The organism is Thiobacillus sp. SCN 63-57, from assembly GCF_001725555.1.
Classification (GTDB): Bacteria; Pseudomonadota; Gammaproteobacteria; order Burkholderiales; family Thiobacillaceae; genus Thiobacillus.
Window position 1 is genome coordinate 41,534 of sequence record NZ_MEGP01000011.1, and the last position, 24,099, is coordinate 65,632.

The 24,099-nt window shown below is 65.1% G+C and carries 25 protein-coding genes; 13 read left to right on the forward strand and 12 right to left on the reverse strand.

What is annotated here, in order from left to right; translation table 11 throughout:
* Positions 1-21 precede the first annotated feature (21 nt).
* The 7 genes from ABT23_RS05040 to ABT23_RS05070 are packed head-to-tail and all read left to right on the forward strand — an operon-like array spanning position 22 to position 6,290.
* The gene (locus tag ABT23_RS05040; RefSeq protein WP_296632062.1) at positions 22-930 is read left to right on the forward strand and encodes an agglutinin biogenesis protein MshI; all 909 of its coding nucleotides are present in this window, start codon (positions 22-24) and stop codon (positions 928-930) included.
* Positions 927-1,577: a PilN domain-containing protein gene (locus ABT23_RS05045; RefSeq protein WP_296632065.1), complete on the forward strand. Its 651-nt coding sequence runs from the start codon at positions 927-929 to the stop codon at positions 1,575-1,577. Before ABT23_RS05040 ends, ABT23_RS05045 begins: the two co-directional genes overlap by 4 nt.
* Entirely contained in the window at positions 1,567-2,223 is a 657-nt protein-coding gene (locus ABT23_RS05050) for a hypothetical protein (protein ID WP_296632067.1), read from the forward strand. Before ABT23_RS05045 ends, ABT23_RS05050 begins: the two co-directional genes overlap by 11 nt.
* Positions 2,208-2,531, forward strand: a complete 324-nt coding sequence (locus tag ABT23_RS05055; RefSeq protein WP_296632069.1) for a hypothetical protein — start codon at positions 2,208-2,210, stop codon at positions 2,529-2,531. Before ABT23_RS05050 ends, ABT23_RS05055 begins: the two co-directional genes overlap by 16 nt.
* Positions 2,532-2,550: 19 nt before the next feature.
* On the forward strand, positions 2,551-4,215 hold the full coding sequence (mshL, locus tag ABT23_RS05060; RefSeq protein ID WP_296632071.1) for a pilus (MSHA type) biogenesis protein MshL: 1,665 nt from the start codon (positions 2,551-2,553) through the stop codon (positions 4,213-4,215).
* A complete protein-coding gene (locus ABT23_RS05065; protein ID WP_296632074.1) occupies positions 4,212-5,216 on the forward strand; it encodes an AAA family ATPase in 1,005 nt (334 codons plus the stop codon). The genes mshL and ABT23_RS05065 overlap by 4 nt, the downstream gene beginning before the upstream one ends.
* Before the next feature lie 30 nt (positions 5,217-5,246).
* Entirely contained in the window at positions 5,247-6,290 is a 1,044-nt protein-coding gene (locus tag ABT23_RS05070) for a tetratricopeptide repeat protein (RefSeq protein WP_296632077.1), read from the forward strand.
* 442 nt (positions 6,291-6,732) lie between these two features.
* Here the strand turns inward: ABT23_RS05070 and ABT23_RS05075 are convergent, their stop codons facing one another.
* From ABT23_RS05075 to ampD, 9 genes are all read right to left on the reverse strand, one after another.
* Positions 6,733-7,902 (reverse strand): pyridoxal phosphate-dependent aminotransferase, encoded by a 1,170-nt coding sequence (locus tag ABT23_RS05075; RefSeq protein WP_296632080.1) that lies wholly within the window; start codon positions 7,900-7,902, stop codon positions 6,733-6,735.
* Positions 7,899-8,672 (reverse strand): M90 family metallopeptidase, encoded by a 774-nt coding sequence (locus tag ABT23_RS05080; RefSeq protein ID WP_296632082.1) that lies wholly within the window; start codon positions 8,670-8,672, stop codon positions 7,899-7,901. Before ABT23_RS05080 ends, ABT23_RS05075 begins: the two co-directional genes overlap by 4 nt.
* Positions 8,669-9,961 carry a DNA recombination protein RmuC gene (rmuC, locus tag ABT23_RS05085; RefSeq protein WP_296632085.1) on the reverse strand — a complete coding sequence of 431 codons (1,293 nt, stop codon included), beginning with the start codon at positions 9,959-9,961 and terminating at the stop codon, positions 8,669-8,671. The genes ABT23_RS05080 and rmuC overlap by 4 nt, the downstream gene beginning before the upstream one ends.
* An 85-nt stretch (positions 9,962-10,046) precedes the next feature.
* A complete protein-coding gene (gene typA, locus ABT23_RS05090) occupies positions 10,047-11,879 on the reverse strand; it encodes a translational GTPase TypA (protein ID WP_296632087.1) in 1,833 nt (610 codons plus the stop codon).
* A 60-nt stretch (positions 11,880-11,939) separates the two neighbouring features.
* Positions 11,940-13,196: a hypothetical protein gene (locus tag ABT23_RS05095; RefSeq protein WP_296632089.1), complete on the reverse strand. Its 1,257-nt coding sequence runs from the start codon at positions 13,194-13,196 to the stop codon at positions 11,940-11,942.
* A 2-nt stretch (positions 13,197-13,198) separates the two neighbouring features.
* Positions 13,199-13,549: a group II truncated hemoglobin gene (locus ABT23_RS05100; RefSeq protein ID WP_296632091.1), complete on the reverse strand. Its 351-nt coding sequence runs from the start codon at positions 13,547-13,549 to the stop codon at positions 13,199-13,201.
* A 3-nt stretch (positions 13,550-13,552) separates the two neighbouring features.
* Positions 13,553-14,749, reverse strand: coding sequence for a formate-dependent phosphoribosylglycinamide formyltransferase (purT, locus tag ABT23_RS05105; RefSeq protein WP_296632092.1), 1,197 nt, complete (start codon positions 14,747-14,749; stop codon positions 13,553-13,555).
* Between the two features lie 42 nt (positions 14,750-14,791).
* Entirely contained in the window at positions 14,792-16,372 is a 1,581-nt protein-coding gene (locus tag ABT23_RS05110) for a phospholipase D family protein (RefSeq protein ID WP_296632094.1), read from the reverse strand.
* Positions 16,356-16,916: a 1,6-anhydro-N-acetylmuramyl-L-alanine amidase AmpD gene (gene ampD / locus ABT23_RS05115; protein ID WP_296632096.1), complete on the reverse strand. Its 561-nt coding sequence runs from the start codon at positions 16,914-16,916 to the stop codon at positions 16,356-16,358. The genes ABT23_RS05110 and ampD overlap by 17 nt, the downstream gene beginning before the upstream one ends.
* Positions 16,917-17,004: 88 nt before the next feature.
* Between ampD and ABT23_RS05120 the strand changes: the two genes are divergently transcribed.
* The 6 genes from ABT23_RS05120 to ABT23_RS05145 all read left to right on the forward strand — a co-directional run bounded on the left by ABT23_RS05120 (position 17,005) and on the right by ABT23_RS05145 (position 20,288).
* Positions 17,005-17,550 carry a hypoxanthine-guanine phosphoribosyltransferase gene (locus ABT23_RS05120; protein ID WP_296632098.1) on the forward strand — a complete coding sequence of 182 codons (546 nt, stop codon included), beginning with the start codon at positions 17,005-17,007 and terminating at the stop codon, positions 17,548-17,550.
* A 1-nt stretch (position 17,551) separates the two neighbouring features.
* Entirely contained in the window at positions 17,552-18,313 is a 762-nt protein-coding gene (locus tag ABT23_RS05125) for an S-methyl-5'-thioinosine phosphorylase (RefSeq protein ID WP_296632102.1), read from the forward strand.
* 18 nt (positions 18,314-18,331) lie between these two features.
* Positions 18,332-19,054, forward strand: a complete 723-nt coding sequence (locus tag ABT23_RS05130) for a 16S rRNA pseudouridine(516) synthase (RefSeq protein WP_296632105.1) — start codon at positions 18,332-18,334, stop codon at positions 19,052-19,054.
* Positions 19,033-19,566, forward strand: a complete 534-nt coding sequence (gene def / locus ABT23_RS05135) for a peptide deformylase (RefSeq protein WP_296632110.1) — start codon at positions 19,033-19,035, stop codon at positions 19,564-19,566. The genes ABT23_RS05130 and def overlap by 22 nt, the downstream gene beginning before the upstream one ends.
* 117 nt (positions 19,567-19,683) lie before the next feature.
* A complete protein-coding gene (locus tag ABT23_RS05140) occupies positions 19,684-20,067 on the forward strand; it encodes a flagellar biosynthesis regulator FlaF (RefSeq protein WP_296632114.1) in 384 nt (127 codons plus the stop codon).
* Positions 20,064-20,288 (forward strand): hypothetical protein, encoded by a 225-nt coding sequence (locus ABT23_RS05145; protein WP_296632117.1) that lies wholly within the window; start codon positions 20,064-20,066, stop codon positions 20,286-20,288. Before ABT23_RS05140 ends, ABT23_RS05145 begins: the two co-directional genes overlap by 4 nt.
* A 13-nt stretch (positions 20,289-20,301) precedes the next feature.
* Here ABT23_RS05145 and ABT23_RS05150 read toward each other — a convergent pair whose 3' ends face one another.
* The 3 genes from ABT23_RS05150 to ABT23_RS05160 all read right to left on the reverse strand — a co-directional run bounded on the left by ABT23_RS05150 (position 20,302) and on the right by ABT23_RS05160 (position 24,099).
* Positions 20,302-22,848 (reverse strand): [protein-PII] uridylyltransferase, encoded by a 2,547-nt coding sequence (locus ABT23_RS05150; protein ID WP_296632119.1) that lies wholly within the window; start codon positions 22,846-22,848, stop codon positions 20,302-20,304.
* Entirely contained in the window at positions 22,845-23,624 is a 780-nt protein-coding gene (gene map / locus ABT23_RS05155; RefSeq protein ID WP_296632282.1) for a type I methionyl aminopeptidase, read from the reverse strand. Before map ends, ABT23_RS05150 begins: the two co-directional genes overlap by 4 nt.
* A 172-nt stretch (positions 23,625-23,796) precedes the next feature.
* Entirely contained in the window at positions 23,797-24,099 is a 303-nt protein-coding gene (locus ABT23_RS05160) for a hypothetical protein (protein ID WP_296632122.1), read from the reverse strand.

A 24,099-nucleotide genomic window follows, 5' to 3' on the forward strand; every position in this document is an offset into this window, starting at 1 on the left:
AAAAATTTTCAGGTCCGACCCATGCAGCTTTTCCGTCGATCGAGCGAACAGGGCTTAACTGCATATTTGCGTCTTCCCGGACGCATTGCGTATGCGCGCGTCGACCGCAGGGTGGCCGTTCCCAGGCTGCTCGCTGCCGGCGTGGCGACAGTCAAGGGCGACAACTGGGGCGAGGCGCTGGCCCAACTGCATGGAAAAGGGCCGGTCAGTCTCGTGTTGAAACCGGCCGATTACCGGCTGCGTTTGCTCGACGCACCGAACGTGCCCGCCGATGAACTCAAGTCCGCGGTGCGCTGGCAGATCCAGGACATGCTCGATTTCCACGCCGACGACGGCACGGTGGACGTGCTGGAAGTGCCGCATCCCGAGCATGTGAGCCATGCGAAGCAGATTTTCGCGGTGGCGGCAAAAAACAGCCTACTGGCCGAAGAGGCCGTACTCGCGACCAACGCCGGGCTGAACCTCACCATCATCGACATCATGGAAACCGCCCAGCGCAACGTGGCTACCCGGCTGGAAACCCCGGGGCGTGCACTGGCGCTCTTTTCGTTCATCGAAACCGGCGGCCTGCTGACGCTCACACTGGACGGCGAATTGTGTATGGCGCGCACGCTGGGCGTGAATCAGACGGTACTGGACATCGAAGGCCTGGAGAGCGTGCTCGAACGTCTGACGCTGGAAATTCAGCGTAGCCTCGATCATTTCGACCGTCAGTTCGGCGGGATTCCCGTCGACCGCCTGCTGCTTGCGCCGATGGAGAATGTCGAAGGCCTGTGTAACGGCCTGGCCGGCAATCTTGCCTTGCCGGTCAAGCCGCTCGACCTGGCGGAAGTGTTGGATATCGCCGCCTTGCCGGAGGCGAACGCCTTGCCGCCGCACTGCTTCCATGCCATCGGCGCCGCCTTGCGGATGGAAGAGACCAAGCCATGAGCCAGCAGATCAACCTGATCAGTCCGTTGCTGCTCAAGAAGCGCTATGCGTTCGGTCTGCGGGAAATGGGGGTGGGGCTGGGAGTGGTCCTGGCGGCGGCGCTGGCCTGGTCGGGGGTTCTGACCTACCGAGCGAACACGCTGGAAAAAGAGGCGGCGCAGCTGGAAAGCCAGCAAGCAATCGCGCAGCAGGAACTGGATCAATTGGGGGCTGCCGCGACCAGGCCGGCGAGTGCGCTCCTGTCCGGGCGCGTCAAGGCCATACAGGCCCAGGTGGCACAGCGCGAGGCGCTGCTGGCATCGATGAGCCGCACCATCGAAAGCACGTCAACGGGATTTTCTTCCCGCCTGCGCGCGCTCGCGCAAAGCAGCACCGAAGGTGTCTGGCTGAACGGCTTCACCCTCTCGCCGGATTACGTGGCACTCGAGGGCTCGGCGCTGAATGCCGGCCTGGTGACGACCTACATGGATCGGCTCGGCAAGCAGGCGGCTTTTTCCGGTATGAAATTCACCGGCATGAATGCCGAGCTTGCGCAGGCTGCAGGGGATAGCCAGGTTCGCTCCGATATCCCCGAGCACATCGACTTCGCCCTGTATGCGGGCAGCCGGAAGAACCTGGCGGACAAGGGAGAATCCGATGAACGCTGAAAAATGGCGCGAGATCGGCGTGCGGATTGGTGCGATGAGTTTGCGGGAGCGCCTGTTCGTCTTTGCCGCAGCGGTGGTGGTGGCGGGGGCGCTGGTGCAGACCCTGCTGATCGATGCGGCGCAACGGCGCGTGCAGAATGCCGACGATCGTCTGCAAGGCGCTCATGCAGCACTGGTGCAGATCGGTCAGCAGCAGACGCTGCTGGCCAGCCAGGGGGGAAGAGATCCCGATCGGGCGATGCGGGAGGCGCTCGCTGCACAGGAAGCACGCCTGTCCGCATTGAATGCGGAGCTTGCAAGCCGCGAACGCGTGCTGATTCCGCCCGAGCGGATGGCCCAGGTGTTGAAGGATGTGGTGCGCAGTCAGGCCGGTATCCGGATCGTCGGGTTCAAGACGCTCAGCCCGCGCCCCGTATCGCTGCCGGAGGCAGCCGAAGGAAGTCCGCCGGGATTTTATCGGCACGGTTTTGAGATCACGGTGAGCGGATCCTATTCCGACCTGGTTGCCTATCTCGAACGCCTGGAAGCCCTGCCCTGGCGTTTCAGCTGGGTCGAGGCGACGCTCGACACGTCTGCCCGTCCCGACCTGAAACTGACCCTCGTCGTCCACACCCTGAGCCTGGAGGAAGCATGGCTGCGCGTATGATGCTGTGTGCCGCGATTGCGTTGCTGACATCCCCCGGCGTCTGGGCAGATCTGCCGGATCCCACGGCGCTGCCGGTTGCGCCTGCCGCAAAAGACAGCGCCAGCCCGGGCATTTCACTCACGGCCATCAAGCGGCGCGGCGCGCAGAGGCTGGCCGTCATCGATGGCCAGGAAGTGGCTGTGGGCGGGCGCTACCAGGGTGCCCGCGTGGTGCGCATCACCGAAAGCGAAGTGGTGCTGCGCCGAGGGACGGATGTCACGGTGCTCGAACTGTATCCGCACGTCGAGAAACGACCGCGCGGCAAATAAGAAAAGGGAGACATTGCGGATGATGAAGCGCTACACCATGATCGTTGTCGGTTCGCTGGTTCTGCTGGGGTGCGCCGGCCCGCTGACGCCGCGCGATACACAGCAGGCGATCCGTCAGGAAATCGCCCAGGCCGCCCAGGCGCAGCCCGCGCCGCACGCGGTGACAGATGCACAGGCCCAGGCTGCGCTACTGCCCCCGCTCAAGCTGGAACTGCCCAAGAATGCGGCCGAGCCGGCCGAGCCGCGTTTCGACCTGGTCGTCAACGGTGCGCCTGCGCAGGACGTGTTCATGGCGATCGTCTCCGGCACGCGCTACAGCATGCTGGTGCATCCCGAAGTGGCGGGCACGATTTCCGCCAATCTCAAGAACGTCACCGTGCCCGAGGCGATGTCCGCCATACGCGAACTGTACGGTTACGACTACACGATGGAAGGACATCGCATCGTGGTGCGGCCGCTGACGCCGCAGACCCGCATCTTCAAGGTGAACTACCTGGCAGGGACCCGCACCGGTTCGTCGGACATGCGCGTGATTTCCGGCTCCGTCAGTTCCGCGGGCACCGGCGGCACGAGCGGCGTGACCGGCGCGGGTTCGACGCAACAGTCGCTGGAAACCAGCCGGATCGACACGAAGCTCAATTCGGATTTCTGGGGTGAATTGAAGGCGGCGCTGGAAACCATCGTCGGCGAGTCCGGCAAGGTGATCCTCAGCCCGCAGTCGGGCATCGTGGTGGTCAGGACCACGCCGCGCACGATGCGGGATGTCGAGCACTTCCTCAAGGCCACCGCCTCGGCGGTCGAACGCCAGGTCATGCTGGAGGCGAAGATACTCGAGGTGCAGTTGAACGACGGTTATCAGACCGGCATCAACTGGTCGGTGCTGCACAACGGCCAGCACAAGTATTCCTCGGGCGCCAACGCCGGCAATTTCGATCTGCTGACCGGTGCCGCCAGCGGTTCGCTGGCGGATGTGCTCGGCAGCGGGCTGCCTGCGGCGTCGGGCACCTCGTCCGGCATCTTCGGCCTCGCATTCCAGACCAAGAGCTTCGCCGCGCTGATCAATTTCCTGGAAACCCAGGGGTCGGTGCACGTGTTGTCGAGCCCACGCATTGCCGCGCTGAACAACCAGCAGGCCGTGCTCAAGGTCGGCACCGACGATTTCTTCGTGACCGATGTGTCGACCACCAGCAATACCGGTGGGGCCGGCACCACGACCACGCCCAGCGTGACGCTGCAGCCCTTCTTCTCGGGCATCGCGCTCGATGTCACGCCGCAGATCGACGAGAAAGGCCGCATCACGCTGCATATCCGTCCCTCGGTGAGCGTGGTGACGGAGAAGATCAAGAACATCGACGCCGGCCAGGCCGGAAAGCTGACGCTGCCGCTCGCTTCCAGCGCCGTCTCGGAAACCGACAGCGTCGTGCAGGTGGAGGATGGGCGCATCGTCGCCATCGGTGGAATGATGAAGCAGTCCTTCGACGGCAGCGCCAACCGTGTGCCCGGGCTGGGTCAGGTGCCGCTGTTGGGGTACTTCTTCGGCAATACCAATCAGAGCTCGAAGAAGAGCGAACTGGTGATCCTCATCAAGCCGACCGTCATCGACAGCCAGGCGGACTGGCAGGCGGATGCGGAAGCGACCCAGGCTCGCCTCGACAAGATCGAGCGACAACCGGCGACGCCATGACGGCAGTGGCTTTCTCCAACGCCGATCATTCGCTGGGCGCAGCGAGCGGATTATCGGATGGCGGAAAGTCGATTCCTTCGACCGGCAGCCGCCATTCCCTCTCCTATCTTGCCCATTTCGGGCTTGCCGAAGCGCCTTTCGGACTGACCCCCGATACCGATTTCTTTTTTGCCTCGCCACCGCATCAGGAAGCGCTGGACACGCTCCTCCATGCGCTGGAAAGCGGTGAGGGCTTCATCAAGATCGTCGGCGCGGTCGGAACCGGGAAAACCCTGCTGTGCCGGACCCTGCTGGCCGAGTTGCCCAGACGCTGCCGCGCGCTCTATCTCCCCAACCCCGCGCTCGATCCGCTCGGGATCCTGTGTGCCGTCGCCGAGGAACTGGGCCTCAAGCTGACGGGACAGGAAAGCTATTACCGCGTCCACAAGGCGATCCAGTCGCGGTTGATCGCGCTGGCCAGGCGTGGCACCCGCGTGGTGCTGATTCTCGACGAGGCCCAGGCGATCTCGCTGGAGAGCCTGGAAACGATCCGGCTGCTGTCCAACCTGGAAACCGAGAAGCGGAAATTGCTGACGATCGTGCTGTTCGGCCAGCCAGAACTGGATGCGCGGCTGCAGGCCATTCCGCAGCTCAAGACCCGGATCAGTTTCCATGATCGTCTGCGTCCCCTGCAACGCGAGGAACTCGTTGCCTATCTGTCCCATCGCCTGGCGCGCGCGGGTTTCGAGCCTACTGCCTTGCCGCTCAGCCCGCGTGCCGTCGGGTTTTTGTACGAAGCCAGCGCCGGCGTTCCGCGCGTCATCAATATCATTGCCCACAAGGCGCTCATGCTGGCATATGGAAAAGGCCTGCATCGCGTCGGCGGGCGCGAGATGCGGGAGGCTGCACGCGACACCCTGGCGGCCAAGGCGGTCAATCACACTGCACGATGGGTGCTGTTCGTTCTGGCGACGCTGGGGGCGGGCGCTGCAGCCGCAGGCTGGTTGTACCTGATTGCGTAGACCGTTCCATGCCGGATTTCGATTGAACGTATGAGTATCATCAACCAGACGTTGCGTGCGCTGGACGCGCGCCAGACCGATCGCGCGTCTCGTCGGACGCCGCCGCCTCCACCCGTCTGGGCGAAGCGGCCTCGGACGCGGCTGTGGGGCAGCGTTGCCCTGTTATCGTCACTTGCCGGACTGGCAATCTGGCTGGCCGCTGAACGTCGCCAGCCGCCTCCCGTGGAAAGCGAGCGGCATGTCGCGATGCAGCCTGTGGCCGTGTCAGCGCCTATGCCGCACACGTCGCCTGCCGTGCCCCCCACACAAATTTCGGTCAAGACATCCGCCGTCCCCGTTGTCGCCGAGCACCAAGCCGGGCCTGTGGATGAGAAAAAAGACAAGCAACGGCCTGGACCGGCCGCCCCGCCCGAACTGCCCGGACCCGCCGTGGCGGTCGCGACGGCAGACGTGTCGGATCACGCTGTGGCGCAGCAGCCAGTCATCCGCAAGGAAGCCAGCCAACCCACTCCCCGCGAAGCAGCTGACGAACGCTATCGCAAGGCATTGACGTTCATCCGGGCAGGGCAGGCAGATCGGGCCCGGGTGCTGCTGGAAGAGGCGCTTGCATTGTCGCCGGAGCATGTCGCGGCGCGCGAGGCGTTGGCCGCGTTGTTGAGCGATGCCGGCCGCAACCAGGAGGCCGAGAAGGTCTTGCGCATCGGGCGTGCGGCGAGCCCTGAGCATGCGTGGTTTGCGCTCAGCCTCGCTCGCCTGCTGGCGGCGCGTGGGGATACGGAAGGCGCCGTCGCAAGCTTGCAGAGCGGGATGGGCGGGCACGGGGTCGATGCCGATTACCATGCGACGTTCGCGGCGCTGCTGGTGCAGCTCAAGCAATATCCCGATGCCGTGCGGCAGTACAAACAGGCGCTTGAGATGCAACCGGGCCCGGGAACCTGGTGGGTGGGCTTGGGACTCGCCCTGGCCGCCCAGGGAAAGAACGACGAAGCGCGTTCCGCCTACCGACGCGCGCGCATGGCAGGCAATCTGCCGGATACGCTCGAAGAATTCGTCCGTGCCAAACTCGCCGACTAACAATCGGCTGGCACGGTGAATACCTTGAAATCACAGGGTTTGCGCGAACGCAACCAGGGCGTGGCCCAAGGGTTGTGGTAATTACACAACGCAAATTTTCCGCAATGGAAGAAAATTAATAGATTGTGGTTTTCTTTTGCCGATTTGTTAGAATTCCGCGCGTCGGCTGGATCTCAAGTCCCGGACCGATCTCTGGTGTGGGTTTTTATATTCGTAATAAAGGGAAATCAAATGAAATATTCCGTTCTCCGCGCCGGCTCCGGAAGCTGCTGCTCCGATGGAAGCTGCTCCTGCTGCTCCTGCCGCTCCGGAAGCTGCCGCTCCCGCTGCTGACGCTGCTGCACCTGCTGCTGACGCTGCCGCTCCTGCTGCTGCGCCTGCTGAAGCTCCTGCCAAGTAATTCCTGGCTCAGGAACGAGAACCGGCCTTCGGGCCGGTTTTTTTATGCCTGCAGGAAACGATCGAGCCGCGCCATGGCCTCGGCCAGGCGTGGCAGCGGCTGGGTATAGGCGAAGCGGATATATCGCGCCGGCTGGTAGGTGCCGAAATCGACCCCGGGCGTCGTGGCGATACCTGCTTCCTCGAGCAAACGATTGGCCAATACATGGCTGTCCTGGGCCAGGCGGCTGCAATCGGCATACAGGTAAAACGCGCCCTGTGGCGTGGCCGGGATGACGAAGCCGCGCTCGCGCAAGGCCGGCAGCAGGTAATCGCGACGGGCGCGCAACTCGGCCTTGCAGGCTTCGAGCATGTCCAGGCTTGCGGGAGCGAATGCTGCAAGCGCGGCATGCTGCGCCGGGGTGGGGGCGGCCAGATACAGATTCTGTGCGAGCCGTTCCAGCGCCGGCATGGCCCAGGCGGGGGCCGCCAGCCAGCCGAGCCGCCAGCCGGTCATCAGGAAGAACTTCGAGAAACTGTTGACGACAAACACGTCATCCCAGCGGGCGGCGCTGTGTTCGAGGCCGTCGTAGGTCAGCGCCAGATAGATCTCGTCGACGATCAGGGCGATGCCGTGCGTAGCGCACCAGTCGTGGATGCGTTCGAGCTCATCCGCTGCCATGGCGGTGCCGGTGGGGTTGGACGGGCTGGCGATCAGCACCGCACGAGTGGCCGTGGTGGCATGACGCTCGATCAGTTCGAGCGTGAGCTGGAAGCCGCTGTCGGCATCGACCGGCACGTTGATCGCGTGCGCTTCGCAAAAACGAGCGAAGTGGCGATTGCAGGGATAGCCGGGGTCGGCCATCAATACGGTGTCGCCGGGCCCGGCCAGCAATCCCAGCGCCAGCAGCAGCGCGCCGGATGCGCCGGGGGTGACGACGATGCGCCCGGGTTCGACCGGGGCCTGCCAGCGCGAGGCGTAAAATCCGGTGATGGCCGTGCGCAGCTCAGGCAGGCCCAGGGCGCCGGTGTAGTGCGTATGGCCGGCACGCAATGCGGCAATGCCGGCCTCGACGATGGGCGGTGGCGTGGCGAAGTCGGGTTCGCCGATTTCGAGATGGATGATGTCGCGGCCGGCTGCCTCCAGGGCCTGTGCCCGCGCCAGGATATCCATGACGTGGAAGGGTGCGATGTCGTCGATACGTGCGGCCGTTCCCGGCAGTTTCGAATTCATGCTTTCGCTCCCTGAGGGTGTAGCGGATGCTGGCGATAGAACTGCTGTAACTGCCGGTAGACGGCCGGGTACTCCGCATCGAGCAGCGCCGGCGTTTCGAAAAACACCTCGGTGAGCACTGCAAAGAACTCGGCGGGATCGGCCGTGGCATAGGGATCGATGGCCGTGTCCTCGCCGGCGTCGACGCGGCTGCACAGATCCGCGTAGGCCACGCTGAAATCGCGTGCCCAGGCGCTTGAGTCCATGCCGCGATGCAGCGGTGGAAACCCATTGGCGTCGCCGTTCAGCATGTCGAGCTTGTGGGCAAACTCGTGCAGCACGACGTTGACGCCGTCGGCCTGGCCGCTGACCTCGACGTCGGCGAGCGACAGGACCAGCGGGCCGCCGTGCCAGGATTCGCCCGCCAGGATGTCGCGCGTATGGTGCACCACCCCGGCCTCATCCACCTCCTCGCGGGCGCGCAGGAACTCATCGGGATAGAGAATGATTTCGCTCCAGCCGCGGTAGCTGTCCTCGCCAAGGTTGAGCGTCAGCAGGCAGGCTTGCAGGGCAATGGCGAGCCGGATGGCCGAATCGACCTCGGCGCCGCCCGCCGCGGAAAACGTCTTGTCGTGAATGAACAGGCTGACGGCCTCATGCAGGCGCGCCCGTTCCGAGGCATCCAGCCGGTGCAGAATCGGCAGGCGGGCGAGCGCGGCGTCGAAATCCCCTGGCGGGATGGCGTGCCGCTCGAGGATGCGGGCACGGCGCCAGCGGCCAAACCAGCTCATTCGTCGTCGTCGAGCAGGCGCGCGTTGGCGGCGTCCGGGTGCTCGAGCTCGACCCGCTCGATCTGCTGAAAGCGGCGACTGATCTTGTCGCTGGAAATGCGAACCTCGCTCACATCCTTGTTGGCCTGCTCGATGTGGGTGGCGAGCTTCTTCATGCGCTCGTCGAAGCGGGAAAAATCCTTCGCCAGCTTGCCCAGCTCATCCTTGATGACGTGGGCCATGCGCCGCGTCTCCGAATCGCGAATCACCGCGCGCGCGGTGTTGAGCACGGCCATCAGCGTGGTCGGCGAGGTCAGCCACACCCGCTTCTTCTGCGCGTGCTCGACGAGGTCGGGATGGTAGGCGTGGATCTCGGCGAACACTGCCTCGGCCGGCAGGAACATCACGGCGCCGTCGGAGGTTTCGCCTTCGACGATGTACTTGGCGGCAATGTCGTCGACATGCTTCCTGACATCAGCCTTGAACTGCCGTCGTGCGGCGTCGCGCTCGGCCGGCGGCAGGCCGTCGTCGAACATGCGGCTGTAGTTTTCCAGCGGGAACTTGGAATCGACGCAGACCATGCCGGTCGGGGCGGGCAGGATCAGCACGCAATCGGCGCGCGCGCCGCTTTTGAGGGTGTGCTGGAACGCGTAGGCGTCCGGCGGCAGGCTGTTCCGCACCAGCGCTTCCAGCTGAACCTCGCCGAAGGCGCCGCGCGAACGCTTGTCGCCCAGTATTTCCTGAAGCGAGACGACGTTGGACGCGAGGCCCTCGATCTTTTTCTGCGCCTCGTCGATCACCGCCAGCCGTGTCATCACCGAGGTGAAGGTCTCGTTGGTCTTCTTGAAGCCTTCGTCGAGCCGCTCGGCCACCTTGCCGGATATTTCATTGAGGCGGCCGTCGACCGTCTGTGACAACTGCTGGACGCGCTCGTTGAAGTGCGCGGTCATGCCCTTGAGCGTGTCCTGCAGCAGGCTCTGCTCGGCGCGTCCCTGCTCGATCAGCTTTTCCAGCATCGCGGTCTGGAACAGGGTGAACTGGCCGGTGACGGTTTCGCGCGTTTCCGCCAGCCGTTCGCTCTGCGCCACCTGCAAGGCGGCGAGCTGGGTCTGCATGCGGTCGGATTGCTGTGACAATCCGGTGTGCAGGTCGGTCAGCACCGCGCGGTGGCGGGCTTCCATGTCCTGAGCCAATAGCGCGGGCAATCCGAGTTGCTCCCGCCGCAGCGCGCCCAGGCGAAGCAGCAGGATGGCGATCATGAGGATGAGGACGGCAAGGCCGGCGAGGAGGCCGATTTCGACAGGTTGCATGCGCGGATTTTACCTGTGCCGCCATAAAAAAACCCGGCCTGAGCCGGGTTGGGTCAAACCAGTCCCGGCTCACGCCGGTACGGGATTACGCCGCCGCGCGGTTGGCGCGCTTGCGCTCGTGTTCCTGCAGGTGGCGCTTGCGGATGCGGATCGATTTGGGCGTGATTTCCACCAGTTCGTCGTCGTCGATGAATTCCACCGCGGACTCCAGTGTCAGCTTGATCGGGGTGGTCAGGCGTACGGCCTCGTCGGTGCCGGAGGCACGCACGTTGGTAAGCTGCTTGCCCTTGATCGGGTTGACCACCAGATCGTTGTCGCGGCTGTGGATGCCGATGACCATGCCTTCATACAGTTTGTCGCCGGGCGAGACGAACATGCGGCCGCGGTCTTCGAGTTTCCACAGTGCGTAGGCGACGGCCTCGCCGTTGTCCTGTGACACCAGCACGCCGTTGTGGCGGCCGGGCAGGTCGGCTTTCACCGGGCCGTAGTCGTCGAACACGTGGCTCATCAGGCCGGTGCCGCGCGTCATGGTCATGAAGTCGGATTGGAAGCCGATCAGGCCGCGCGCCGGAATGTGGTATTCCAGGCGGGTGCGGCCGCGGCCGTCGGATTCCATGTTGGTCAGTTCGCCGCGACGGCGGCCGATCTCTTCCATCACGCTGCCCTGGTGTTCGTCTTCCAGGTCAATGGTGAGGTTTTCATACGGTTCGCACTTCTCGCCGTTGATCTCCTTGTACACGACGCGCGGCTTGGCGACGGCCATTTCGAAGCCTTCGCGGCGCATGTTCTCGAGAAGAATCGTCAGGTGCAGTTCGCCGCGGCCGGAGACGCGGAACACGTCGGCGTCGCCGGTGTCGTCCACGCGCAGCGCCACGTTGGTCAGCAGTTCCTTGTTGAGGCGGTCGCGGATCTGGCGACTGGTGACGAACTTGCCTTCGGTGCCGGCGAGCGGCGAGGTGTTCACCATGAAATCCATGGTGAGCGTGGGTTCGTCGACTCCGAGTACGGGCAGGCCGACCGGGTTTTCCTTGTCGCAGATGGTGACGCCGATGCCGATGTCGTCGAGACCCGAGATGATGATGATGTCGCCGGCTTCGGCCTCGTCCACCGGTATGCGGTCGAGGCCTTTGAAACCGAGCACCTGGTTGATGCGGCCGGTGGCAACCTGGTCTTCGTGGTTCATCACGACGACCGACATGCCGGGTTTGATGCGGCCATTGAGTACGCGGCCGACGCCGAGGCGGCCGGTGTAGGTCGAGTAGTCGAGCGCGGCGATCTGCAGTTGCAAGGGCGCGTCAGCCGAGCCGGGCGGGGTGGGAACGTGAGTGAGCACGGTGTCGAACAGCGGCTTCATGTCGGCCGCGCTGCCACCTTGCGAAGGCGCGTCCTTGAGGTCGAGGCAGGCCCAGCCGTTGAGGCCGGACGCGTAGATGATGGGGAAGTCGAGCTGGTCGTCGGTGGCGCCGAGCTTGTCAAACAGGTCGAAGGTCTGGTCGACGACCCAGTCGGGGCGCGACCCGGGACGGTCCACCTTGTTGATCACGACGATGGGACGCAGGCCGAGCGCCAGCGCCTTCTTGGTGACGAAGCGCGTCTGCGGCATCGGGCCTTCGACGGCGTCGACCAGCAGCACCACGCCGTCGACCATGCCGAGCACGCGCTCGACCTCGCCGCCGAAGTCGGCGTGGCCGGGGGTGTCGACGATGTTGATGTGGTAGTCGCCGTAGGTGATCGCGGTGTTCTTCGCCAGGATGGTGATGCCGCGTTCCTTTTCCAGGTCGTTCGAGTCCATGACACGCTCGTCAACCGCCTGGTTGTCGCGGAAGGTGCCGGATTGCTTGAGAAGCTGGTCGACCAGCGTGGTCTTGCCATGGTCGACGTGCGCGATGATGGCGATGTTGCGGAGCTTGCGGGACATGATGGGGGCCGGGATTCGGGGAAACCCGGCATTATAACAGGGTTTTGTGACGGAACCCGTTTATTGGGCCAGGGGATGCGCGGCCAGCCGGGCGTCGATGCCCTGGATCACCCGCTGGTAGCGTGCGCTGCCGATGGGCCCGAAACGGCGGTCGAATTCGGTCTGCGGCATGAATTCCGGCAGGTTGCGGAAATCGGGCAGCAGGTCGGTGTCGCTGTGGGAGACAGCCAGCAGTTGTCGCACCCGGGCCGCGGCATCACCGGTCGCGTGGGTGCCGAGCTTCACGCCGGCACGATCGTTGGCCAGGTCGGTGAAACTGAAGCCCGAGCCCCGGTCGGCGTCCTCTTCTTCCTTCATCAGGCCGATGGCATTGGCCAGGCGACTGCCGCCGTTGGCCGATAGGGCGGCGGAAATCACGAAATGCTCGGCAAAGTCGCGCCGCCCGTGGATCGATAGCAGTACGCGAGGTGCCCGGCGGATCGAATGGCTGTCGCCCTCCAGCAACTTGGGCAGGCTGATCCCTCCCAGGTACGCCGCCAGTGCAGTGAGGGCGGCGCGGTTTTCCTCGCGCGCGTCGTTGCCGTTTTGCAGGGCGTAGGTAAACAGCGGGCCCATGATGCTCACCAGCGGCACCGTGCTGCCGCGCGGGTGGGGCTTCAGCAGCGTATCCAGCCGTTCGGCATAGGCCAGCATGCGGGCCTGGTCTTCCGGTGCAAGCAGCAGTTCGGCGCTTTTTCGCTCGATCCGCGTCAGCAGCTCGGGACGCCAGCGGTAATCCAGCGTGGCCTGGTTTTCATCGAAACTCACCTGCGTGAACGCATCAGCCAGTGCCGCATAGGTTTTGTCGCGCCGCAGCCAGCGATGCGCCAGACGTGCCGTCCAGTCGGCCAGCGTACCTGGCAGCGGCAGGCTGCCGAGCTGCAGGCTCCGGATGCGGATGCCACCGGGCACATCGGCCACTTCGGCGGTGATGTTGAGGTAGCGTCCAAACGGGTTCGACGGGACGGTGAGCGTGGCGGTAAGGGTGGCCAGTCCCGGCGTAAGTTCGGCGGCAATGCCGCTGACGCGGCGCAGTTCGACAGCGTAGTTGAGCAGCCGGTTGAGCTCGGCCTCGTCGAGCTGGATGCTCTGGACGACATCGGGCGTCTGCCCGCGCGGGTCGTGCTTCTCGAACAGCGATTTGATCCAGGCGAGGTCGGTGCGACGGAATTGCGCCGGCGGCTCGATGGCGGGTGCGTCGTCCAGCGCCAGCCAGGGCAGCACGATGAGCGCGGCCAGCACAACGAACAGTCCTCCCCAGCCGATCAGCCGCTTCATGATCATCCAGGCTGGTTGCGCATGAAGTCGGCGGTCTTGAAGAATGCTGCGGTCAGTTCCTGCTGCATGGCGGCATCCACGCCCACGTCCTGCATGGCGCGGATCATGCAGCCCATCCACTGGTCGCGTTCGGCCTCGCCGATGGCAAAGGGCATATGGCGGCGGCGCAGGAAGGGATGGCCGAAGCGGTCGATATATTCCGGCGGACCGCCGGTCCAGCCGGACAGGAACCAGAACAGCTTGTTGCGCGATTCGCCGTAGTAATCCGGATCCTCGTCCATCAGGTCGTAGAAGCGGTCGACCAGTTTGCGGATGACGTCGCCGCCGCCGAGGCGTTCGTAATGGGTTTGCATGGTTCAGACCTTCACCGGTTTGACTGCGGCTGCTGCAGTTTTGGCGCGCAGACGCGCCTCGTCCGTGTCGGAGGCGGTGGCGAGCGCCACGCCCATGCGGCGGCGGGCGAAGGCCTGCGGCTTGCCGAACAGGCGGATATCGACGCCGGGCATGGCGAGCGCGTCGGCGACGCCGTCGAACGCAATGCCGGTCGCCTCCATGCAGCCGTAGATCACTGCGGAGGCCCCGGGTTCGCGCAGGCTGACGTCGACCGGCAGGCCGAGGATGGCGCGCGCGTGCAGCTCGAATTCGTTCTGCCGCTGCGTCGCCATCGTCACCATGCCGGTGTCGTGCGGGCGCGGGCTGACCTCGGAGAACCACACGGTATCACCCTTGACGAACAGCTCCACGCCGAAGATGCCGCGCCCGCCGAGGTTGCCGGTGATGGCGGCGGCGATGTCCTGCGCGCGTTTGAGTGCGGTGGTGGACATCGCCTGCGGCTGCCACGATTCGACGTAGTCGCCCTTCACCTGCACGTGGCCGATGGGGGCGCAGAAATGGGTCTCGATCTCGCCCGACAGCCCGCGTGCACGCACGGTCAGCAGTGTGATTTCATAATCGAAGTCGATCACGCCCTCGACGATGACGCGGCCCTTGTCCACCCGCCCGCCGCTGGCGGCATAGTCCCACGCTGTTTGCAACTGGCTGGCGTCGTCCACCCGCGACTGGCCCTTGCCGGACGACGACATCACCGGCTTGACGATCACCGGATAGCCCAGTTTCTCCGCTGCGGCCGTCATCTCGGCCAGGCTGTCGGCGAACACGTAGGGCGAGGTCGGCAGGTTCAGCGTTTCGGCGGCGAGCCGGCGGATGCCCTCGCGGTTCATGGTGAGGTTGGCGGCACGTGCCGTGGGAATGATTTCGGCCAGGCCGGCCGCCTCGATCTCCAACAGGGTCTCGGTGGCGATGGCCTCGATTTCCGGCACCACCAGATGCGGTTTCTCGGCCTCGATCAGCGCGCGCAGCGCCGAGCGGTCGCTCATGTCGGTCACGTAGGCCCGATGCGCGACCTGGTGACCGGGCGCATTGACGTAGCGGTCGACGGCGATGACTTCGACGCCGAGGCGCTGCAGCGCGATGATGACTTCCTTGCCGAGCTCGCCGGCGCCCAGGAGCATGACACGGGTGGCGGAAGGGGAAAGTGGGGTGCCGAGTCGCATAGGTCAATCCAGCAAAAACAGAAAAGCCGATTTTACCGTGGCTTACAGGTATTCCTCGATCGGCAACGCCTGCAATATGCGCAGCAGGCCGCGCTGGATCGGGGTGGTGTCGGGTTCGCGATCGAACGTGCGCGGGCTGCCTTGGTGCACGTCGGTCCATTGCAGGCGTCGCTCGATCTTTCCGTTGACGGTTTCGATGGCGAGTCGCGGCCGGAAACTGCGTTCGGGCCGCATTGCGTTCTCGGCCATGTCGGTGACCTCGCGGGCGAGTTCAGGCGAATGGATCACCAGGCCCATTTCGGTATTGAGCAGGGTCGAGCGTGGATCGAAGTTGAAGCTGCCGATGAACACGTGCTCGTCGTCGAATACGAAGGTCTTGGCATGCAGGCTGGCGCGCGACGAGCCGCCGGAGAGATCGCGCAGGCGGCCGCCGATGGGCTCGGCCACCGGTTTCAGCTCGTAGAGATTGACGCCGGCCTCCAGCAATGGGATGCGGTAGTTGGCATAGCCGGCGTGCACGATCGGCACGTCGCTGGCGGCGTAGGCGTTGGTCAGGACGTCGACCTGTATGCCCTGGCTGCGCCAGTAGTCGAAATAGGCCATGCCTGCGGCGCCGGGCACGAAATAGGGCGATACGATGAGGACGTGCCGGGTGGGGTTGACCCAGAGTCCGGCGAGTTGGCCGACCAGCAGACTGGAAGGTGATTTGCTGCGCTTGAGTACTTTTTCCGGCGGGTCGACGATGAGATCGGCGGACGCAATGCGCCAGGACGTGTCGCCTTTCAACAGTCCGGGAATGGGGTCGGCCGCGGTCAGGGCGCGGCCATACGCACTGTCGAGCTGCTGGGCGCGGAATTCATACAAACGCCGGGTGGTGCGTTGCAGCCGCTTGTCGCTGAGCGTGATCGGCAGGGCGGAGGCGGGTACGGCGGCCTCGCTGTTCCAGTAGGTATCGAACGACTGCGCCAGCGCATTGACGATGGCACCGGCCGCGATGACGTCGAGGTCGATGAAGGCGAGATCGTGGTCGGCACCGAAATATTCGTCGCCGATGTTGCGCCCGCCGGTGATGCCGACCTGGCTGTCGGCGATGAAGACCTTGTTGTGCATGCGGCGGTTGAGGCGGACGCTTTCGCGCAATGCCTGCCAGCCCCTGACCAGCAGACTGGTACTGCGGGTGTGGAAGGGATTGAACAGCCGCACCTGGATATTGGGGTGGGCATTCAGCGTGGCGAGCCCCAGTTCCTTGTCGGCGGTGTCGATGTCGTCGACCAGCAGGCGCACGCGCACGCCGCGGTCGGCTGCAGCCAGCAGCGAGGCGGCGACCATTTTGCCCGTGGTGTCGTTGTGGAACAGGTAGTACTGCACGTCCAGCGTACGGGTGGCGCGCTGTGCCAGCGCCAGGCGGGCCGCCAGTGCCGCCTGGCCGCTCTTCAGCAGATGAAAGCCCGATTCGCCGGGTGGAATCCGGGCCGCCAGCTGGGTTCTCAGCGGGCTGTCGGCGTGGCTGGACAGTGCTTGCGTGGGCAGGCGCCGGGCGTCGAGGTTGAGCATGGGCGCACAGCCGGCAAGCAGCAGCGCAAGCAGGCCGACGAAGACGAACGGGTCAGGCCGTATGCGCATCCAGCCGTTGCCAGGCGAAATGGGGGCCGGGGTCGGTCTTGCGGCCCGGCGCGATGTCGCTGTGGCCCACGACTGCCTGGATCGGGTAGGCCGTTTTGAGCGTGGTCAGCAGCGGGATCAGGGCCGCGTACTGGGCATCGGTAAAAGGCAGGTCGTCGCTGCCTTCCAGTTCGATGCCGATGGAAAAGTCGTTGCAGCGTTCGCGTCCCTGCCAGGTCGACTTGCCCGCATGCCAGGCGCGCAGTGCGCAGGGCACGAACTGGATCAGCGTGCCGTCGCGGCGGATGAAGAAGTGCGCCGACACCTCGAGGCCGCGTATGCCTTGGTAGTAAGGATGCGCATCCCAGTCGAGCCGGTTGGTGAAGAGGTCGATCACGGCGTCGCCGTCAAATACGCCGGGCGGCAAAGAAATATTGTGGATGACGATGAGCTCGATCGCCGCACCTTCCGGTCGCGCATCGCAATTCGGCGAAGGCAGGCGGCGTGCGCCGGCCAGCCATCCGGCGGCATCGAGCTCGCTGGGATCAAAGGCGGAAATCGACATGGCGCAAGCTTACTCGACCCGCGCAAAGTCTGGAAACATCGGCTGACACCGCTTAGACTGCCGACTTTCCAGGAATCCCGGGGGCCGCATGTCACGGCTGGATGCGCAACAATTGCTGGACCACGCCGAGTGCATCGCATCGGAAGAAGCGGTGCAGGCTGTGCTCGACCGCCTGGCGGACGAGATCGGACGCGGGCTGGCAGATTCATTTCCGCTGGTGCTGGCCGTCATGGGCGGGGCGGTGGTGTTCGCCGGCCAGCTGCTGCCGCGGCTGCGGTTCCCGCTGGAATTCGACTACCTGCACGTCACCCGCTACCGTGGCAAGACCGAGGGTGGCGAGGTGGAATGGCGGGTGCTGCCGGGGCAGAACGTGGTCGGCCGCAACGTGCTGGTGCTGGACGATATCCTGGACGAAGGCGAAACCCTCGCAGCCATCCGCGACAAGCTGGTCGGGATGGGCGCGGCGCACGTCTGGTCGGCGGTGCTGACCAACAAGGACAACGGGCTGAACAAGCCGATCCGGGCCGATTTTGTGGGGCTGGACGTGCCCAATCGCTACGTGTTCGGCTGCGGCATGGACGCTTACGGGCTGTGGCGCAACCTGCCGGCCATTTACGCTTTGAAGGACAAATAACATGCTGGGCATCATTGGTGGTACCGGCCTCACGCAACTGGCCAATCTTGAAATCACCCATCGCCAGGTGGCACGTACGCCCTACGGCGAACCCTCGGGCGCATTGACCTTCGGTCGCATCTGCGGGCAGGAGGTGATCTTCCTGGCGCGTCACGGCTACGGCCATACCATTCCGCCGCATGAGGTGAACTATCGCGCCAATCTGTGGGCGCTGAAGGAACACGGCGTCGACCGCGTGGTGTCGGTGGCCACGGTCGGCGGCATCCACCCCGAACTGATCCCCGGTACGCTGGCCATCCCCGACCAGATCATCGACTACACGCACAGCCGTGCCGCCACGTATTTCGCGGGCAGCGACAAGCCGGTGACCCATCTCGATTTCACCACCCCCTATTGCGGCGCCATGCGTACGGCGCTACTGCAAGCCGCCACCCGAGCCGGCATCAGCCTGCGCGACGGCGGCGTCTACGGTGCGGTACAGGGGCCGCGCCTGGAAACGGCGGCCGAAATCAACCGCATGGAGCGCGACGGCGCCGACATGGTGGGCATGACCGGCATGCCGGAGGCCTATCTGGCGCGCGAATTGGCGCTCTGCTACGCGACGGTGGGCGCAGTGGTCAATTATGCGGCTGGTCGCGGATTGTCCGCTGAGGGCATCCAGATGGGCGAAATCCAGGCCGTATTGGGCGAAGTGATGCTGCAGGTACGGCATCTGCTGGAACAGCTGGTGACCGACGACGCGGCCGGTTTGTGCACGTATTGAGCAGGGAATGGCTACCGCATGAAACTCTATCGCGCTCTGCAGTCGCAGGGGTTCGGCTCGCGCAAGGGCTGCGTGGCACGCGTGCGGTCGGGCGCCGTGGCAGTCAACGGCACGGTCTGCGACGACCCGGAGGCCGAGGTCGACCCGGCCGGGCTGCAACTGACGCTCGACGGCGTCGCCTGGGCATATCGCGAGAAGGCCTATGTGCTGATGCACAAGCCTGCCGGCTACGAGTGCTCGCATCATCCCAGCCATCACCCCAGCGTGTTTTCCCTGTTGCCGCCCCCGCTGCTGCAACGCGGGGTGCAGTGCGTGGGACGGCTCGACCAGGACACCACCGGCCTGCTGCTGTTTTCCGACGACGGGCAGTTCATCCACCGCATGATCTCGCCCCGAAAGGGCATTGCCAAAATCTACCGTGCCACCTGTGCCGAGCCCGTGACCGACGCCATGCTGGAGGCCTTGCGTCAAGGCGTGGCATTGAACGACGAACCGGCGCCGATTGCCGCGCTGGCCTGTGACAGACTCGATGCGCGCACGTTGCGCCTGACGCTCGCCGAAGGCAAATACCATCAGGTCAAACGCATGATCGCGGCGACGGGCAACCGGGTCGAGACGCTGCATCGCGAAACCATCGGCAGTCATGCCTTGCCCGCAGACCTGCCGCCCGGCGGCTGGCGCTGGCTGGAGCCTGCCGACCTGCAACAGCTGGAGCAGCCATGGCCATCCGCGAGGTCCTGAAAATGGGCGATCCGCGCCTGCTCGCGCAGGCGCAACCGGTGGAAGATTTCGCGTCGCCCGAACTGGCGCAACTGATCGTCGACATGCACGACACCATGCGTTCCCTCAACGGGGCCGGCTTGGCGGCGCCGCAGATCGGCATCGGCCTGCAGGTGGTGATTTTCGAAGTTGCCGCCAATCCGCGTTATCCCGATGCCGAGAACGTCCCGTTCACAGTGCTGATCAATCCCGTACTGACCCCCTTGTCCGACGTCATGGAAGACGGTTGGGAAGGGTGTCTGTCGGTACCGGGCATGCGCGGGCTCGTGCCGCGCCACGTATCCCTGCGCTACCAGGGCTTCGATGCCACCGGGCAGCCGATCGATCGCAGCGTGAGCGATTTCCATGCCCGCGTGGTGCAGCACGAGGTCGACCATCTGCGCGGCATTCTGTATCCGATGCGGATTCGCGATCTGCGCGATTTCGGTTTCACCGAGATACTGTTTCCGGGACAAACCTTGCAGGACGATTGACGGGTTTTCGACGCTTTCGGGCATGCATTTAGCTTGCCTAAAGTTGCGACGGTCCGCGCCGCTAACTTGTAGCGTAACCGTGGGCGATGTGCCCCGGCACACGCAGCAAGGACACCCATGATCCCGGAACATCAGATCCAGCAGGCCCAGCGTCATATCCACCACGCCGACGTGATGATGGACGAAGCAGCCCAGCTCGACGACATTGCCGCCCAGTTGATGGCCGTGCAGCGGCACTGGACCGATCCCAGTCGCCCGCTGCGCCTCATGGCCGCGCTGGAGGCCAGCCGCGGCGTCTGGCATGCGATCCAGGCCGGACTGGCCGAAGGCACATTGGCGCTGCCGCTGGACGTGCAGCACAACCTGCTGATCCTGTCGGTGTATGCCGACAGCAAGATCGGTTTGTGCGAGGCCACGCCCGACGTCGATACCCTGGGCAGCCTCATCGCCTTGACGCGCACGCTGGCCGGCAGCCTCAAGGAATGGCGGGAGGCGGCATGAGTGTGTTCCAGGATTACGAACGGTATTCTGGTCTGAATCTCGCCGACGTGGCGGGGGTCAGTACGTCGGTTCGCCCCGGGCGCGGGCGCAATCGCGTCAAGACCGAAGTGGACGAAAAGGTCAAGAAACCGGCCGACGGCGTACGCAAGAAATCGCCGCCTGCCCGCAAAACGCCGTCGCGCGGCCGTTACGTCGACGAATACGCGCGCCCGGCCGTCTAGGGCCCGACGCAGGTCACTTCAGCGCTTCGATCGTCTCGGCTTCCAGCGCCTCACGGCCCGCGGGCGTCTGCAAGGCCGTGCCCCGGATCAGAAACGTATCCTCCACCCGCTCGCCCAGGGTGTCGATCTTGGCGGCATAGACGTTCACGTCATGCCGCATCAGCACTTCCGCCACTGCGAACAGCAAGCCCCCGCGATCCGCGCAGGTGATCGACAGCATATGGCCGTGACCCTGGGCGTCGGCTTCCAGCCGTACCGTGGTGGGGTAGGGGTGGTGGCGCTGATGGCGTGACAGGCGGCCGCGCGGCACAGGCTGCATCGGACGCGCGGGGTCGAGGTCGCGCGCCAGTTCGTATTCCACGAAATTCAGGAAATCGCGGTAATGGATGCCGCGATTGGCCAGGTCCATCACCTGGAAACTGTCCAAAGCATACCCATTGCGCGTGGTGTGGATCTTGGCTTCGAGAATGGTGTACTGGATGCGGGCGAAAAAGCCGCAGATACGGGCGAAAAGGTCGGCCCGGTCGGGCGTGTAGACCAGCACCTGGATGCCCTCGCCGGCCGGCGACAGCCGCGCCCGCACGATGGCGTCGGCACTGTCGGTGCGGCGCCACAGCATGCGCGCCTGCCAGGCCATGTCGCGGGCGTCGAAGCGGACGAAATAGCGTTCGTCGAGATGCGCCCATAGCGCATCGGCGGCGCTGGCCGGCAGGCCGTACAGGGCGAGATTGACCCGTGCTTCGTTCTGCCGGGCGGCAATGTCTGCCACCGCGGCATCGCTGCCGGCCAGCCGAGCACGGGTGGCGTGATACAGGTCTTCCAGCAGCTTGCCTTTCCAGGCGTTCCAGACCTTCGGGCTGGTGCCGCGGATATCGGCCACGGTCAGCAGGTACAGGGCGGCCAGCCGGCGCATGTCGCCGACCCGGGCGGCGAAGGCGGCGATGACCGCGGGGTCGCTGATGTCTTCTTTTTGCGAGGTGCGCGACATCACCAGATGCATGTCCACCAGCCAGGCAACCAGCTCGCTGTCCGCCTTGTCGAGCTGGTGCTGGCGACAGAACCGTCGCGCATCGACGGCGCCGAGTTCGGAATGGTCGCCGCCGCGCCCTTTGGCGATGTCGTGAAACAGGGCGGCCAGGTAGAGCAGTTCGGGCTTGTCGAACGTGGCGATCAGCCGGCTGGCAAGCGGGAACTCGTGCGCCAGGTTCGGCACGGTGAAGCGCCGCACGTTGCGCAGCACGGTGAGAATGTGTTCGTCGACCGTGTAGACGTGGAAGAGGTCGTGCTGCATCTGTCCGACGACGCGGCCGAATGCCGGGATATAGCGACCGAGCAGACCGTAGCGATGCATCGCGCGCAGCGCCCGGGTGATGCCGACCGGCTGGCGCAGCAGCGTCATGAACAGGGCACGATGCAGCGGATCGGCGCGAAATGCGGCATCGATGCGCGTGCTGCCGCGCCACAGTGCGCGCAGCGTCGCCGGCTCGAAACCGGCAAGCGTCGGGTGCTGGGCATAGACAATGAAGGCGCGCAGCAGGGCATCCGGTTTGTGCTCGAACAGGTCGGCTGCGCGCGCTTCGAGCAGATTGGCACGCAACTGGAAATCGGCATCGATCGGCTCGGGCGGCGCGGTCACCGGGAACAGCCGTACGCGCAGCGACTGGATGAGGATGTCGTTGACGCGCTGGATCAGCTTGGCGGCGCGGTAATAGCCCTGCATCAGGCGCTCGCCGGGGCGGCGATGGGGCGTGGCGGTGAGCCCGAGGCGGGCGGCGAGTTCGGTCTGGTAATCGAAGGCGAGGCGGTCTTCGCGCCGCTTGGCCAGGAGGTGCAGATGAATCCGCAGCGCCGACAGCGTGCGCTCCTCGCGCGCGATGCGGCGAGCCTCGGCGTGGGTGAGCAGGCCGGCGCGCGCGATGCCGCTCCAGCCGCCCAGAATGCCGCAGGCCTGTGCCAGCCAGTGGACGGTGTGCAGGTCGCGCAGGCCGCCGGGGCTGTCCTTCAGGTTGGGTTCGAGCTTGTAGGCGCTGTCGTCGAAACGTGCGTGGCGCGCCTGCTGCTCGGCCAGCTTGCCGTCAAAAAAGTGCTGGGGGTCGAAACGCGCCTGGAAGCGGCGGCCGAATTCGTCGAACAGGTCCGCAGCCCCGCACACGAAGCGCGCCTCCAGCAGGTTGGTTTCCACCGTGATGTCCGCGGCTTCGGCCAGGCAGGCGTCGACCGTGCGCACGCTATGGCCGATCTCCAGCCCGACGTCCCAGCAGGCCTGCACCCAGTTTTCCAGCGTGGCCTGCTGGTCGGGGGTGGGGTCATGGGGCAGTACCATCAGTACGTCCACGTCGGACCCGGGGAACAGTTCGCCGCGTCCGTAGCCGCCGACGGCCGCGAGGCAAAACGTGGGGGGCAGGGCGAGCCGCGCCGAGAGCTCGATCAGCACGCTGTCGACCAGCGCAGCGTGGCGGCTCAGGTAGTGGGCGGTGGATTTGCGCAGAAAGGCCGCAGCCAGATCGGCGCGGCCCGATTTGAGCCGCTCGCGAAGATCGGCGAACGGCGGTTTGCTCACGCAGCGTGACGGATGTGGTCGGGAATGGCCGGGGTGCCGGCCGAGACGGTCAGGACTTCATAGCCGTTGTCGGTCACCAGGATCGTGTGTTCCCACTGCGCAGAGAGGCTGCGATCCTTGGTGACGATGGTCCAGCCGTCGGGCATCTGGCGGATGTCGCGGCGGCCGGCGTTGATCATCGGCTCGATGGTGAAGGTCATGCCCGGCTCCAGCACGAGGCCGGTGCCGGGCTTGCCGTAGTGCAGCACCTGCGGGTCCTCGTGGAAATTGAGACCGATGCCGTGGCCGCAGAACTCGCGTACCACGCTGTAGCCATGGTTTTCGGCGAAGCGCTGGATGGCGTGGCCGATGTCGCCCAGCCGGGCGCCCGGCTTGACGTGATCGATGCCGACCCACATGGCTTCGTAGGTGATCTGGATCAGGCGCTTGGCCTGGATCGATCCCTCGCCCGCCACGAACATGCGGCTGGTGTCGCCGTGCCAGCCGTCCTTGATGACGGTGATGTCGAGGTTCACGATGTCGCCGTTCTTCAGCGCCTTGTCGCCCGGCACGCCGTGGCAGACCTGGTTGTTGATCGAGGTGCAGATCGACTTGGGGTAGGGGGTGTGGCCGGACGGCGCGTAGTTCAGCGGCGCCGGGATCGTGCCCTGCACGTTGACCATGTAGTCGTGACACAGCCGGTCGAGCTCGCCCGTGGTGACGCCGGGTTTGACGAAGGGCGTGATGTAGTCGAGCACTTCCGAGGCAAGTCGTCCGGCGACGCGCATGCCTTCGATTTGACAGTCATGATGTTTGGGCTAGATGCGGAGCTTAAAGCAGCATTCTAGCGCGCCCGGCAGGCGCCGGAAAAACCATGCTTACGTCATGGGGGTGTGCAAGCGGGGGACGCACCGCTGCATCCCCGCTTGCATGCCTGGCCGGAAACTGCTCCGGCTATCTGCGTCGTCCCTACTGGCCCGCGGGTGACGCGCCGTTGCTACGAACCTGTTCGCGGGTTTCGGTGCGGATCTGGTCGCGGTTCTGGTTACGCTGCGCACTGTTGGCCTGGGCGCCATCGCGCGTCTGGATGCGCTTTTCATCGCGGCTTTGGATGCGCGTTTCCTTGCGTTGTGCCGAATCAGGGGAGGACATGCCGGTATTGCCCATTCCCATGCCGCCCCCCATCCCGGCGTGGCCGCCCTTGGCGTGGACTGCGCCGCTGGCCAGGCCGGCGGCAAGCAGGATGGCGGAAAGAATTTTGGTCGATTTCAT